This window comes from Hymenobacter gelipurpurascens (assembly GCF_900187375.1).
Lineage (GTDB): Bacteria > Bacteroidota > Bacteroidia > Cytophagales > Hymenobacteraceae > Hymenobacter > Hymenobacter gelipurpurascens.
In genome coordinates, this window is record NZ_FYEW01000003.1 from 313,885 (window position 1) to 328,031 (window position 14,147).

Here is a 14,147-nt window from a genome sequence, read left to right on the forward strand (position 1 = left end):
AAGGGCTTTTCAGTTTTTAGGTGTTCGTACTACGACTAGGAAGGATTGGGTCGTTGTGCCTCCTCGTAATGACGACCTCTAGGCCACTTGAACATAAACTCACCACTTCACTAGTTCACAAGTTCACCTTTCATTAAAACCCAATGCCTACGCGTAGGCCAGTCCCTACTCGTTTGCCAGATTGTAGGCCAGTATAGAAGTCAACTCGGAGCAGTTTGAAGACGTGCTCAACGCCTACACCCAACTCCAGGTAGTGGTTGGCGGTGGGCGTGGTCAGGTAGTTGAGCGAGGCCACTTCCTGCCACTTCAGACGACGCAGCAGCGGTATTTTGTTCAGCAGGAACCCATTGAAGTGGTGATTGTAGTGGGCTTCCAGGTACCTGTCCTGAGTGCTGAACCGATAATAGTCGAGCAACTGGAACTGGCTGAAGTCGCCGGTCAGGTAGGTGCGGTTGCCACTGAAATGACGGAAATCCATGAACTCCAGTTTCGGCGAGCCAGGGAAGAAACCAGCCGACACGCGGTAGTTGCTGGTACCCAACAGGCCTAGATTAACAGAATGGCGCAGGCCGGCTTCCAGCAGCGTATAGCGCACATCGGAGCCTAGCACGCCGCCCACGCCTTGTCGCCACCGCAGCAGAAAGGTAGGATACTTAGAGCCTAGATTGACCTTACCATTGGGGCGGGTGATGAAGCGCTGTCCCGGCCGGAAAGAGGCCGTGATGTCTGTGGTAAGCGCTTGGCTGCGCCCAAAGCTGGTGCCCAACGGAAGCTCTTCGTTGATGGGTGTATTCGGCGTAAATCCCACGCTGGGCTTATCAATGAGCAACTTGCCTGTGGTATTATACAGCTCGCGCCTAGTAAAGTAGCTGGTGGTTGCCTGCACCGTGAGGCCATTCAAGGGTTCCCACTGGTAGCCCAGCTCCAGGCCATCGCGGCGGTAGAGCTTGGCGTAGTTGCGGTTTTCCAGCAGCGTGTAGTAGGAGTTGATGAAGGGCGTAAGCTGGCTGTTGGGGTCAAAGTTCTCGATAGTGCGCCCGGCGCTCAGGCTTAGGCGGCCTAGCTTCACGGGGTCATATTGCCAGGAGGCCGACACGCTGGGGCTCAGAAGCTTATTGCTGAATCCGTAGCGCAAAGAGGGCGTCACGGACCACACGCGCCGGTCGTCGGTGCGCTGGGTAAAGGTGACCTGCGGATTGACCACCAGCCCTTCCACCGTATTAAAGTTCACGATATTAAAGACCGGTGCCACGTACCACTGGCGCTTGTAATAGGTCTGGTTATAGAAGTAGCCCGCGAGCAGCAGCTTGCCAATTTCCACCTCGTTGCGCTTGCGGTCCAGAGAGTCCTGGTAGGTGCGCGACGTGCGGATAACCTCTGTGCTGTCCTTCACCTGATAGTCCTTTTCTTCTTCCGAAGTGAGCGGAATAGGCCTCACCGATGCCCAATAGCTGGTGTCGCGTTCATTCACGCCTTTCTCCACTAGCATTACTTCGCCGCGCTTCAGCTTGCCCATGCCTAGGCCACTCGTGTCGCGCTCGGCCTGTTTGGCCTGGCGGCGCACAGCGGCGCGCAGGCCCTGTAGCTTGGGCTTTTGCTTCTTCACATCAGCCACGGTCTCTCGCGTTACGGGAGCATCAGCCGCTTCTTTGCTGGTGGGCGTGGGCGCTGCCACGGTGGGAGCCGGGCGGTTGGGGTAGGTAGGAACCACTTTGTAGTTCGATAGTATGGCCGTGATGTAGCCATTGCCCTTGAAGCCCAGGGCCGTAAAGCCCACCGTTACCTTCTGCGACTGCATCACCCACACATCGGAAGGCCCCGGAGCGGGCGCAAAAATCTGCTCGATGTGCAGGTTGTCGACGTAGTCGAGCTGGGCATCTTTGTTCAGGTTGAGCGATACTGAATGCAGGCGCCAGGTGCCATCCACAATGTAGATGTGGCCCGAGAAAACGGGGTCGGAGCGGCGGCGGGGCGTTACCTTTATTTTATGGATCAGTAGGCCACCCTGCTGGGTGCTGCCTTCTAGCTCGTAGCGGTAAAACAGCGGCCCGTTTGCCGCAATCGGCGACACAAACCCGCGCTCCGAAAAGCCGCTTTTTAGCACACTCTGGTAGAAATTGAGGCCCCGGCCGGCGCTGGCCCGGTTGAAGCTGATGCCTTTGGTGTCGCCGCTTACGCGGGAGGAAATCATGCGCTCCTGCACCACATTGGGCTGGCGGAAGCTCATTTCTGAAACTGTTTCGGAGAGGTAGAATATACCTGGCTTGAAATCGGGCCCCACTTTCACGAGGCCCATAATCTTGCCCGGCACATCGGTAAAACGAGCGAGGGTTTTGATATAGGTGCGCGCCTTGAAAGCGGCCACTTCGCGCTGGTGGTAGTTGCGCCACTGAATGGCTTGCTGCACAATAGTGTAAGCCGGGTCCTTGTCGGAAGAGCGTACCACCACCTCCCGCAGCTGGTAGCTTTCCGGTGCCAGTGTCACGTTGAGCACGGTGGCCGTGTCGCCGCCCGCCACGCGCACGGTTTCCAGGTGCGGCTTGTAGCCTACATACTGAAATACCAGCTCATAGGTGCCGGCTGGCAGGCGCAGCTGGTAGTTGCCCTGCTCGTTGGTAGCCGTATTGGTGGGGGTGCCGCGCACCGCTACATTAGCAAAAGCCAGCCCCTGGCCTTTAGCATCAGAAACGAGCCCCCGGACGGTACCAGCCTGCGCAAACGGGAGATATAAGAAGAAGCAAACCAGCAGGAAAACAGAACGCATAAGAATAGAAGTCACAAGCACGTCAAGATAGATATAATCCGGCCCTGCATGGTTGCCTGTGCCCTGGAGCAAAAAAAAAGGGCAGCCCTGGGGCTGTCCTTTTTGAAGCTAAGTTTAAGCGGGGTGCTTACACGAACAGGTTAGGAGCTACTGTAGCATTGACAAAGTTGCGGGCAATAGACTTCACCGTAGCAGCGTCAAGGGGCTCATCAAAAGCTTCCGAAGCGGCCGCGGCGTTTAGGCCAGCAATGGTAGAAATTTCTACTCCGGCCTGCAGGGTGTTGTTTTCAGCGGGGAAGATGATGGCCGTGGAAGCCCCGGTAGCCGGGTTGCCTGGGCCGTAGGTTGGGGCCGTAGAGGGGTTTGTTGTTGGTGACGGGCCTCCGTTATCGGTACCCGAAATCCAGCTTTTCGGCCGGGCATTCAGGTTGCTGAGGTCACCGGCAACGGTGGTAGCGGCCTGCCCACTTTGTGAAGCCGCCAGGCCACGGCGCACGGTGCGCACGTGAGAGGAGTGGCGCGCTTCAACCGAGTGAATGTTGAGGGCGGCTTCCAAAATATCCTTGTTAGGCATTAGGGTAGGAGCGCCGCCTTTGTAGGCGCGTATTCCCGTATCAACGAATGCCTGCGACGAGCCCAAGTAGAGAGCATAATTGTTAATAAGAGCCGCTGCGAAAGGCCCCGTTCCGCTACCGCGGCCACCGCTGTAGTCGAAAGCGGCCCGGGTAGGATCGGGAATAGCCGCCGAGCCCAGTGCCCCACGAAGCACTTTTATGTGCCCCGACTCATCATTGCGGATTTTCTCAAACGCTGGGCGGTCGGCGGTCGGAATGAGGTTGGGAGCTTTTAAACCACTATCGTAGAAATAGTACTCCAGATACTCCAGGCTAAGGGCCAGGTTCAGGACGGCAACTATATCGGCGGGCAGCGCGGTGGTTTGGCCATATGCCCGCGTGAAAAGCCCGCTTACCAAACCGGGCAGCACCGCGGCAGTCACGGCTTTGCCGGCTAAGCCGAAGTGTTTGAATACCCGGCGGCGCGAATCGAGGCGCTCATAAATTTCCGGGTCTACTTTTTCTATGTCTGAAATTATTTTGAAGAGGTCCATGACGAAAGGCGAAGGAGTTAAGGGAAGAAGGAGGCGAGGCTTATTTCAGGTTGTTGGCGCTCAGGCGAGAACCTTCTTTAAGGAATGTATTAGCCTTCGTCAGGACATCACTCGGTTTCATGGAGCGCTCCAGGCCAGTGCCATTGCCCTCGCCGGGGGCCGAGGTGGCGGAGGTAGGAGTAAACAGGTCTACCACATCGGTGTCTACAAAGCTATTGTAGCTGATCAGGTCCCGAATAAGGGCGGCATGACGAGCCTCCACGGACACAATTTTGCCAGCCACAACCAGGTAAGCGGCCGTCTGGATATAGCGCCCGGCGCCATTGTAAGCGGCTACTCCCAGGTCTTCAAATGACTTGGCCGCATTCAGCACGCTGGTCCGGTCATTGAAGTTGATGCTGCTGAAGTCGGCCTCCAGCGCTTTAATGGCATTAGCCGCCAGCGCCGTCTTGAAGAATTCGGCGTGTGCCTTTTCGTGCAGAGCCAGATCGTCAAAAATCTGCTTTTCGGAGGAACTGGCCGCTAGGTCAGTGTAGTACTTTCCGGTTTTCACCTGGGCATAAAAAGCGGCCTCAAGTTGCTCCAGTGCATACGCATAATTGAGCACACCAAAGTCGCCGGTGCCTACATCAATGAAGTTGCCGGAATCGATGGTATCCTCGTCATCGTCGCAGCCAGCTAGTAGCAAGCCAGACATGGCTAAGCCAGCGCCGGTGTACCGCAAAAATGAACGACGCTGCAGGGGCTGCAGAAGGCTATTGTTCGCCTGATCTGACGCGCCCAAATCGTGAATCTTGGACATATAAAAACAGCTTATAAAGAGTGAAAGATTACTGAGACCTCTTACGCTTACTGTCCGGAACACTAAGGGATAACCTAGGTCAATTACGTAGTTGTACTCTGAAAATAAGTATTAACACTTATGATATAAGTTATTGATTGCCAATATATAAGGCAAAATTATATAATCGAATTTCGAAAACATTTTGGCCAGTTAACTGATTCGTGCCTTGGCATAGCAAGCAAACTGAGCTAGGTATTTACTATTAAGCCACTTGGCAAGGCCACAATTTCTGACTTGCATAAGCTCACAGGAACTAGGGCCCAATAGATTATCCTGCTGGTGCGAAGTCACTTGCAATTAGAGGCCAGGAACACTCGCTTACATTCCGAACGATTCAGTAAAATCACACGTCGTATGGTGCGTAGGCCACTTATCGTTTTGCTTTATGATGCAGCCCAAAAAGAAGTTTTATACCCCCGCCGAAGCCTTGCAGAAAATAGCTGCTTTTTGCGCCTACCAGGAGCGCAACCAGAAGGAGGTGGAGGCAAAATTGCGGGAGTACGGGCTGGACGAGGACGAAGCCGGCGAAATTATCATCCGGCTGAGCCGGGAAAAGTTGCTGGATGAGGAGCGCTTCGCCAAAGCCTATGTACGCGGCCATTATCGCAACAAAAGGTGGGGCCGCCGCCGCATTTTGCAGGAGCTGAAGCAAAAGGGTATCTCCGATTACTGCATCAAATCGGGCATGAAAGAAATTGATGGCGACGAGTATTACCAGAACCTGGTAGACTTGCTCGAGAAAAAGGACCGCCAGGAAAAGGAGAAAAACCCCCGGGTCCGCCGACAGAAAATACAGGTGTACCTCACCGGCAAAGGCTATGAATCGGACCTCATCAAGATGGCCCTAGATGATTTGGGTAAAGCCCCTGAGGAAGACGAGGATTAGGCAAGAAGTGGCCTAGCGCTTGGCGGGAGGCTGTGGATTTTGCATCTGCTGCGTAAGAATCACGCGCCGCCCGGTGAGGGTTTCGAGCATAGGGCGCAGAATTTTCTCGGCATTCAGCTGCGTTTGGGCCAGAATGCCCGATTGCAGCGCGGCCGTACGCACATTAGCTTCGGCGTATTTATAGCCAGCGTCCACGAGTTCGGCATCCTGAAAAAAGCCGTTTTCTACACTGTATACCTTGCTTTTGGAGTGGTCTATCTGCCAGGTGCAGAGTTCTGGGGCGGGCAAGGCCACGCGCACTATAGAGTCGCCCTCCATCACTACATCTTGAGAGCGAAGCTTGCGCAGGTCGAGGCAGCCCACGGCGTCGCCGGCCACAATGAGGGCTACTTTGGCATCGGGCAGGAAGCGGTAGGTACTCTTTTTGTACTCTACCACATCTTTAAAATGGTACTGCACTAGCTCCAGGCGGCCGAGGTCTTCTACTTTCTCCAGCACCGTGTTGTGCGTCACGGTGATACGCGGCTCGGGGTTCAGCGGGTTTTCCAGCAGCGTAGGGCTGACTTTGGTCCAGAGAAACCAGCCTAAACCAACTAAAAAAGCAAGTGGCAGCAGGCGGCGGAGCATACGGGCAAGAGGCATAGAACAGGGAAACGCGACAGTAGACTTCTGATAGCGTACGAGCCAGAACGAATTGAGGTGCGGTTACGCCAGCTTCGGGGGCAGGAGAACGGCTGTTTATAGAACTCCTAGGCCACCTGCAAAGCCCAAGCAATGCTAAAGCCCAAGCTCATGGCGCTCCTGAAAGCCACCCCAGGCCTGTAGGCCACCCGTATGCACCGCCACCACGGTGCTGCCGCGCCGGAAGTAGCCCTGCGCCAGCAAATCCAGCACGCCTACCAGCATTTTGCTGGTATAAATGGGGTCAAGCAGCACGCCATGACGCTCCCGGAATTCCCGGATAAACTGCATCAGCTCCGCAGACAGCTTGGCATACCCGCCGCCGTGGTAGCCGGTCTGTAGGGTCCAGTTAGTATAGGTATGGCCGGTGGCCTGCTGCGTAAGTTGGTTGATGTCGTGACGTAGAAAGTCGGCGCCTTTCAGCGCGGCAAATCCTGCTGCTTCGTGGTGGCCCGCTAGGCCAGTCAGGAAGCCCGCGAGGGTGCCACCGGTGCCGCATGCTACGCACAGGTAATCGAACTCAGTGAGGGCTTTCAGCTCCGTCACTAGTTCGGCGCAGCCCGGCAGTGCCAGCGTGTTGGAGCCGCCTTCCGGAAGTACATAGGCTGGCCCAAGCGTCTGCAGCAACTGGCCTAGCACCGCCGGCTCGTGCTTGCGGCGGTAGGTCGCGCGGTCCAGGAAATGCAGCTCCATGCCATCGGCGCGGGCCTGGCCCAGGGTGGGGTTGAAGGGCAACAGGCCTAGCTCTTCGCCGCGCACTACCCCAATGGTGCGTAGGCCCGTCAGGCGGCCCGCCGCTGCCACGGCCGCCAAATGGTTGGAAAAAGCGCCGCCAAACGTGAGCAGCGTGTGGTGGCCTAGCCGCTGGGCTTCGGCCAGATTATACTTGAGCTTCCGCCACTTATTGCCCGGCAGCTCGGGGTGTGTCAGATCATCACGCAGGAGCAGCAGCCGCACACCGGCGCGGTCGGCGGCTGGCTCAGCAAGTGGCTGCAGAAGCATGCGGTGAGGTATTGATGTAATGCAATTAGGGAGAAACGGAAAAGCACGTCATCCTGAGCTTGCGAAGGATCTTATCACGTTTGGACAATCAGTTGAACGACTGGCCTACAACGACTCGTGCCGGGGTGATAAGATCCTTCCCAAGCTCAGGATGATGTACTTTTATGTGCTGGCTGATAGGCTTTTCTAGTGTTTCACCACTATGCCAGCATCGTGTCCTGAACGGAATGCGGCTCGGGGCGGTGCTTGATGGCGTAGTACAGCGCCGCCACCATCAGGGCAAACAGCACAATGGAGGAAACCATAGATATGGTGTTTCCTAGAGCGTACTCCTTGGGCTCAAAGCGGAACTCGATGGTGTGCGTGCCGGCAGGTACCTGCATGGCGCGCAGCACATAGTTAGCGCGTACGTAAGGTACCTGCTTACCGTCGAGGTAGGCATTCCAGCCATCCTTGTAATAGATTTCAGAAAAGACCGCAAAGGCCTCCTGCGTGGTGTTGGCGCGGTACGTAAGCTTATCGGGCTCGTAAGCCGTGAGGGCAATGGTAGAGCCGGGCGCCGCAAAGCTGGTCTTATTTAGCGGGAATTTAGAGGCATCGACAACAGCCGTAGTGGCCGGGTTCAACGCGCTCAACGACTGAATCTCCTGATCGGGGCTCTGAACTTTCTGGACTTCCTGTACAAACCAGGCATTGCCCAGGGCGCCGGGGTTGCGCACCACCTGCTCGGGCTGCTTAGCCTGTTCATTGGCCGGAATGATGAGGTAACGCATGTTCAGCATATTCAGCACGGGAGCTGCTTCGGGCTTGCTCTGCTTGAAAATCTGCTGCAGCTGGGGTTCCATCTGCCAGTCGTAGAGTTCCTGGTAGCGGCGCAGCTTGGCGCCGTGGTAGCCGCCAATGCTCTTGTGGAAATAGGAGGTGTTAGCCTCCCGGAACGGGCTGGTCAGGTTCAGAACGCGGTAGCTCAGGTCTTTGTCCTGCAGAATCTGCTGGTCACTGGGCGAGGGTACGAATTGTTCTACTACCGTTTCGCGCTGGAAGTTGGCATCGTTGAGGTAGCGCTTATCTACGCCCCACAGATCTACCAGCGTGAGCAGGCCTATGAGGGCTGCGGCCATGCTCACCGAGAGCTTACGCTGCAGATAAAACCACAGCACACCACCCGCCAGCGCAATAAATACCAGGGAACGGAACACATCAGCCCGCAATAGAGAAGCACGGTCAGCGCGCAGAGCATCTAAAGGGAAGCCTTGCTGCTGCAGCTGCGCATCAACAGGCGCCGCGAAGTCAGAGACCAGGCTCGCCAGGAATGCCAGCGCGCAAATGCCGGCCGTGATACCCAGCGCCAGCAACACTTTGCGCTTCGTGTGCGTCGTGTCGGCGTCATCGGCGGGCTTGCCAGCCAGGGCGGCCAGGCTCGGGTGCATGCTGCTGCCGGCAACAGGTGCTGCCATACTACGTGTGCGCAATACGCGGGCCAGGGCCAGCACGGCTAGCAGGGGCATAGCCAACTGGGCAATAACCAGGGACATGCTCACGGACCGGAACTTGTTGTAGCCAGGGAAGAAATCGAACATGAGGTTATTGAATACCTCGAAATTCTTGCCCCAGGCCAGCATAATGGACAGGATAGTGCCCGCTAGCAGCCAGATGCGCGTGCGGCGGTCAGCAATCAGTAGGCCTAACACAAACAGGAAGCATACTACCGCGCCCACATACACAGGGCCGCTGGTGCTGGGCTGGTCGCCCCAGTACAGGGGCATTTGAGCTAAGTAGTCGCTGAGCTGCACGGGTGGCACGCCAGCGGCGGCCAGCGCCTTGCCGGTTTCGGAGTTGTCGCTGAGCTTGCCCTGCGAGGCACCTCCGTAGAAGTTAGGAACAAGTAGCGTAATGGTTTCGCCCACGCCATAGCTCCAGCCAAAAGCATAGTCGCGCTCCAGGCCCGAGCCACCTTCTCCGCCCGTTGCTGCGGCCGGCTGACCCGGCGCTGTGGGGGCCGATTTGGTCAGTTCCGATTTGCCGCGGATAGAGTATTTGCCGTATTCCTCCGTGATGTAGAGTCGGCCGAAGCTTACGCCTACCGCCACCACAGCCCCCAGTGCCAGTAGGCCTGTCCGCCGAAGCATATCCGGCAACCGGTTCTCACGAACCGCAAAAATCAGCTCTACTACTCCAAAAATCAGCACCAGCAGGAGCAGGTAATACGTGATTTGCAAGTGGTTGGCCCTTATGTTCATGGCGAGGCCCAGAGTAAAGAGCGCCGCGCCCAGCCACATATTGCGCCGGAACGTGACGAGCAGCCCCGCCAGCACCAGCGGCGCATAGGCAAGCGCCAACGACTTGGTGTTGTGGCCCGCCGCCAGAATCACAATGTTGTAGCTCGTGAAGCCCAACGCTATGGCACCCACCACCGCCAGTAACGGCCGCAAGCCCAGCGCTACAAACAGGGCATAGCCGCACACCAGCGCCAGAAACAGGTTGGCTACTACAGCAGGTAGGCCTAGCGTAAACAGGTTATGCAGGTAAATACTCAGATCGCCGGGAAAGCGGGTGCTGATGAGGTAGGTCGGCATCCCTGAGAACATGGAGTTGGTCCAGAGGGCTTCTTGGCCAGTTTTGGCGCGCCACTCGGCTGCCTCGTGGGCGCCACCGGTAAACTGCACGATGTCGTGCTGGGCCAGGGTCTTGCCATCGAAGAGGATGGGAGAGAAGTACACGGCGGCCAGCACCAGGAAAAATAGGATGGCCAGTAGGTGCGGCAGCACCCGCTGCCAGAGCGGCGCGGCGGCCGGACGGGAAAGAGTTGTCATTCGGCTTAAGGAAAGTCGGAAAACGATTTGTCGGGCCCCTCGGTCCGGCAAAGCAGGCCGAAGGTAGCCGTTTTCGGGGTTTGTAGCGGCGTTGATTTATGGGCTGTAGGCCAGGTAATAACGGCAAGCACCACCCAAAACGCGCCCAAAAGAACTGTGGTATCTAGCAATGCCGTTCAGCCTTCAACCAACCGCCACTTACCTTCAACTAGCTGCGCTTGCGGCCTAAGGTGCTGTTATACAGAATGACGGAGAAAAAAATCACGCCGTAGGCCGCCCCCTGGAGGGCCGTGGCTTCTTCGCCGAAGTACACAAATGCCAGCGCGAAGCTCACAATTGGGTTCAGGTACATCATGATGCCCACCGTCCCGGAAGGCAGGGCATTGAGGGCGTATAAATTCAGGAACAGCGGAATAACAGTGAAGACCGAGCTCAGGATGAAAACGACCCCTAGCAGGCGCGTATCCTGAAAGCCAGCCCACGGATCGGCGCCCAGCAGCGGGGCCAGGGGCAAAATAACCAGGGCCGCCAGCAACAGCTGCACCGTGAGCAGTACCAGCCGGTCGTAGCCCTGCAAACGGCGCTGACTGATAAGATAGGCCGCATAAGTTGTAGCCACCACCAGGCTCATGAGCACATTGCGCAGCTCGCCGGCCCCCAGCAGGGCACAGCTCAGGGCGCTGAGCCCAATGGCCAGCCACTGATTGGGCCGCAGCCTTTCGCGCAGCACCACAAAGCCTAGCAGGGCCGTTAGGATGGGGCAGATGAGGTAGGCAAACGAGCCGGCCTGTACGCTTACCTTATTGATTACATAAATAAACAACAGCCAGTTAGACGTCAAAAGCAAGCCGCCTACTACCGTGCTGATGCCTACGCTGCGCCGCTCAGCAGCAGGAGCCGCCTGCCACTGTGCCCACACCTGCCGAACCGCCGCGCGCCGCGCCAGGCCATGCAACAGCAGCAATATGGAAAGAGAAAGCAGAATCCGGAAAAAGAGAATCTGGCCGCTGGCATAGCCGGCCAGCCAGCGCAACGGAATCGGGAAGAAGCCCCAAATAAGAAAGGCCGCCAGAGCGGCCAGGTGATGACGCGAAAGTTTCAAGAGGAAAGCCAGGATTGAAAACCGGCGCGCAAAGGTACGCGGCTAGGCCGCGCGGAGCGTTACCCGGCCCAACAAAACTGGCTACGCGGGCGCAAGCCTCTCCGCTGCTTTACCTAGGTCACTCGTTGTACCTTTGCCGGGCTATGCTTCAGCTCCCTGACTTGCCCGCCTGCACCGGCGGCACCCTGCTCCAAACGCCCGCCAAGGCAACGCCTATTCATCAGCTGCTCATCGACAGCCGCCGTGTAGGCCAGCCAGCGGGTGAGTTGTTCTTCGCCCTGCGCGGTCCGCGCCACGATGGGCACCGTTATCTGGCCGAGCTGTACGGCCGCGGGGTGCGGCTATTTGTAATTGAGCAGGAGGAAGCCGTAACGGGTGGCCTAGGAGCTTTTCCCGAAGCCGGTTTTCTGCTGGTGCCGGATGCCCTCCGGGCGCTGCAGGCCGTGGCGGCTTGTCATCGGCAGCAGTATCGCCTGCCGGTGTTTGGCATCACGGGGTCCAATGGCAAAACCATTGTAAAGGAGTGGCTGGCCCAGCTGCTGAGCCCCGATGAGCTGATTTGCAAAAGCCCGCTGAGTTTCAATTCGCAGGTAGGCGTGCCGCTGAGCGTGTGGGAGCTGAACCCCACGCACACGCTGGGCATCTTCGAGGCCGGCATATCCGAGCCGGGAGAAATGGCGCGTCTGGCCCGCGTTATTCAGCCTACGCTAGGCCTGTTCACCAACCTGGGCACGGCCCACGATGCCGGCTTCACGTCTGCCCGCCAGAAGACGGAGGAGAAAATGCAGCTCTTCCGCCACGTAGAAACCCTTTTCTACTGCGCCGACCATACGCTTATTCACGAGGTGGCCCACGCGCAGTTGGATACTCGCCGAACGGTATTCTGCGCTTGGACGCGCCAACGCGGGTTATTCGAGGATAAGCAGGCCGATCTGCTCATTACCATGCACGAAGCCTCTGCCGACCGTACCGTCGTGCGCGTGGAGCGCGCTAGGCCACTGCCCCAGGAGCACACGTTCACGCTGCCTTTCGCCGATGAGCCTTCCGTAGAAAATGCGCTGCATGGGCTTTCGGTGCTGCTCTGGCGCCAGGTGGCACCCGCCGAAATCCAGCGCCGCCTCGACCGATTGCAGCCCGTGGCCATGCGCCTGGAGATGAAGCAGGCCCTCAACGACTGCTACATCCTCGACGACACTTATAACAATGACTTGGCCGGTCTTAGCCTGGCCCTCGATGCCCTGGCCCGCCAGCCGCGCCGTGGCCGCCGCACCCTCATTCTGTCTGATGTGCTGGAATCGGGCCTCGCCGGCGCCGATTTGTATGCGCGCGTGGCCGCGCAGGCTACTGCTCATGGGGTAGAGCGCCTTATTGGCGTTGGGCCGGAAATCAGTCAGAATAAAAATGCCTTTGCCGGACTGGAAACAACCTTCTATGCCGATACAGAAGCCTTCCTGAGCAACTTTCAGCCTGATCGGTTTCGTCACGAAACCATTCTGGTAAAAGGAGCTCGCCGCTATGGTTTCGAGCGGATTGTGGCCGTGTTTCAGCAGAAAATACATGGCACGGTGCTGGAGGTAAACCTTGATGCGCTGGTGCACAACCTCAACTTCTACCGCCGCCGTCTGCAGCCGGATGTCAAGCTGATGGTGATGGTGAAGGCCTTCGCGTATGGCAGCGGGTCCTACGAAGTCGCCAATCTGCTCCAGTTTCATCGGGCCGATTACCTGGCAGTGGCCTACACCGATGAAGGCGTGGACCTGCGTCAGCATGGTATCAGCCTGCCCATCATGGTCATGAATCCGTCGCCGGATTCTTTCCAGAAGCTGCGGCAGTATCATCTAGAGCCCGAAATCTACTCCTTCGAGCTGCTCGATGCGTACCTCGCGGCGGCTCAGGAAGGCCCGCTGCCCGCCATGCACCTCAAGCTTGATACCGGCATGCGCCGCCTGGGCTTTGCTGAGGAAGATGTACCGGCGCTTTGTCAGCTGCTCCAAACCCACGTAGGCCACCTGCGCGTCGCCAGCGCCCTCACACACCTGGCTGGCGCCGATGAAGAGCAGCACAACGACTTCTCGCGTCAGCAATTAGCGGCCTTCCACCGCATGACGCCCCAACTGGAAGCCGCTCTAGGCTACTCTATCCTCAAGCATGCTCTCAACTCGGCCGGCATTGTACGCTTCCCAGAGGCCCAACTGGATATGGTGCGCCTCGGCATCGGGCTATATGGCGTAGAGGCCACTGGCCGCGAGCAGGAAGCCCTGCGCCCCGTGAGCACATTGCGGACTACTATTTCACAAATCAAAACCCTGCCAGCCGGCCATACTGTGGGCTATGGCCGCCGTGGCCAGGCCCAGCCGCACGAGCGCCGCATTGCTACCCTAGCTATCGGCTACGCCGATGGTTACGACCGGCGCTTCGGCAACGGGGCCGGGCACGTCTTGGTTAGGGGCAACCGTGCCCCCTTAATCGGCAATGTCTGCATGGATATGTGCATGGCCGATGTCACGGGCATCCCCGAAGCACAGGCCGGCGACCTGGCGGTAATATTTGGGGAGGGCCTGCCGCTGCCGGAGCTGGCTGCCCAAATCGGCACGATTCCCTATGAGTTGCTTACCAATGTAAGTGAGCGGGTAAAACGCGTTTTTGTGGCGGAGTAGCAGCTTGCATAGCTAGCACAACCAAAGAATAGTCTTCTAAAAATACTTATAGCCTAGATGCTTATTTATCAGACTATAAGTAATAATTTTGACCCCTCAAATTGAATAGTTGGAATTGCGCAAATGAGCTTTTCTAGTCTGTTTAGCCGCTTTAAGCATCGGCAGAATCCTAGAGTAGAATAGTTTCACCTCAGCCAACAGCCAGCATAGTGCACTAGGCAAAGCAACAAATCCTGGTAAGCCAGCTTGCCTTGCTGTTCTAGGCCACTCAGGTTTGTATTCTCTCACGC

General features: G+C 57.4%; 9 protein-coding genes. 2 read left to right on the forward strand and 7 right to left on the reverse strand.

Annotated features, from left to right (window positions below):
* Positions 1-133 precede the first annotated feature (133 nt).
* The 3 genes from CFT68_RS19615 to CFT68_RS19625 form a co-directional block, all read right to left on the reverse strand.
* Positions 134-2,764, reverse strand: coding sequence for a DUF5686 family protein (locus tag CFT68_RS19615; RefSeq protein ID WP_088845380.1), 2,631 nt, complete (start codon positions 2,762-2,764; stop codon positions 134-136).
* A gap of 127 nt (positions 2,765-2,891) precedes the next feature.
* Entirely contained in the window at positions 2,892-3,872 is a 981-nt protein-coding gene (locus CFT68_RS19620; protein ID WP_088845381.1) for a ferritin-like domain-containing protein, read from the reverse strand.
* A gap of 40 nt (positions 3,873-3,912) precedes the next feature.
* Positions 3,913-4,674: a ferritin-like domain-containing protein gene (locus tag CFT68_RS19625; protein ID WP_088845382.1), complete on the reverse strand. Its 762-nt coding sequence runs from the start codon at positions 4,672-4,674 to the stop codon at positions 3,913-3,915.
* A gap of 427 nt (positions 4,675-5,101) precedes the next feature.
* Between CFT68_RS19625 and CFT68_RS19630 the strand changes: the two genes are divergently transcribed.
* The gene (locus CFT68_RS19630) at positions 5,102-5,602 is read left to right on the forward strand and encodes a regulatory protein RecX (RefSeq protein WP_088845383.1); all 501 of its coding nucleotides are present in this window, start codon (positions 5,102-5,104) and stop codon (positions 5,600-5,602) included.
* Between the two features lie 12 nt (positions 5,603-5,614).
* Here CFT68_RS19630 and CFT68_RS19635 read toward each other — a convergent pair whose 3' ends face one another.
* The 4 genes from CFT68_RS19635 to CFT68_RS19650 all read right to left on the reverse strand — a co-directional run bounded on the left by CFT68_RS19635 (position 5,615) and on the right by CFT68_RS19650 (position 11,200).
* Positions 5,615-6,244: a DUF4230 domain-containing protein gene (locus CFT68_RS19635; RefSeq protein ID WP_088845384.1), complete on the reverse strand. Its 630-nt coding sequence runs from the start codon at positions 6,242-6,244 to the stop codon at positions 5,615-5,617.
* 135 nt (positions 6,245-6,379) lie between these two features.
* Positions 6,380-7,285 carry a 1-aminocyclopropane-1-carboxylate deaminase/D-cysteine desulfhydrase gene (locus CFT68_RS19640; RefSeq protein WP_088845385.1) on the reverse strand — a complete coding sequence of 302 codons (906 nt, stop codon included), beginning with the start codon at positions 7,283-7,285 and terminating at the stop codon, positions 6,380-6,382.
* 200 nt (positions 7,286-7,485) lie between these two features.
* Positions 7,486-10,098 carry a YfhO family protein gene (locus CFT68_RS19645; protein WP_088845386.1) on the reverse strand — a complete coding sequence of 871 codons (2,613 nt, stop codon included), beginning with the start codon at positions 10,096-10,098 and terminating at the stop codon, positions 7,486-7,488.
* A 208-nt stretch (positions 10,099-10,306) separates the two neighbouring features.
* The gene (locus tag CFT68_RS19650; protein ID WP_088845387.1) at positions 10,307-11,200 is read right to left on the reverse strand and encodes an EamA family transporter; all 894 of its coding nucleotides are present in this window, start codon (positions 11,198-11,200) and stop codon (positions 10,307-10,309) included.
* A 143-nt stretch (positions 11,201-11,343) separates the two neighbouring features.
* Between CFT68_RS19650 and CFT68_RS19655 the strand changes: the two genes are divergently transcribed.
* On the forward strand, positions 11,344-13,857 hold the full coding sequence (locus CFT68_RS19655) for a bifunctional UDP-N-acetylmuramoyl-tripeptide:D-alanyl-D-alanine ligase/alanine racemase (RefSeq protein WP_088845388.1): 2,514 nt from the start codon (positions 11,344-11,346) through the stop codon (positions 13,855-13,857).
* Positions 13,858-14,147: the final 290 nt, after the last annotated feature.

Bases quoted from the DNA above. Each gene is read 5' to 3' on its own strand.
- CFT68_RS19615 (WP_088845380.1), bottom strand. From the start codon at position 2,764: ATGCGTTCTGTTTTCCTGCTGGTTTGCTTCTTCTTATATCTCCCGTTT.
- CFT68_RS19620 (WP_088845381.1), bottom strand. From the start codon at position 3,872: ATGGACCTCTTCAAAATAATTTCAGACATAGAAAAAGTAGACCCGGAA.
- CFT68_RS19625 (WP_088845382.1), bottom strand. From the start codon at position 4,674: ATGTCCAAGATTCACGATTTGGGCGCGTCAGATCAGGCGAACAATAGC.
- CFT68_RS19630 (WP_088845383.1), top strand. From the start codon at position 5,102: ATGATGCAGCCCAAAAAGAAGTTTTATACCCCCGCCGAAGCCTTGCAG.
- CFT68_RS19635 (WP_088845384.1), bottom strand. From the start codon at position 6,244: ATGCCTCTTGCCCGTATGCTCCGCCGCCTGCTGCCACTTGCTTTTTTA.
- CFT68_RS19640 (WP_088845385.1), bottom strand. From the start codon at position 7,285: ATGCTTCTGCAGCCACTTGCTGAGCCAGCCGCCGACCGCGCCGGTGTG.
- CFT68_RS19645 (WP_088845386.1), bottom strand. From the start codon at position 10,098: ATGACAACTCTTTCCCGTCCGGCCGCCGCGCCGCTCTGGCAGCGGGTG.
- CFT68_RS19655 (WP_088845388.1), top strand. From the start codon at position 11,344: ATGCTTCAGCTCCCTGACTTGCCCGCCTGCACCGGCGGCACCCTGCTC.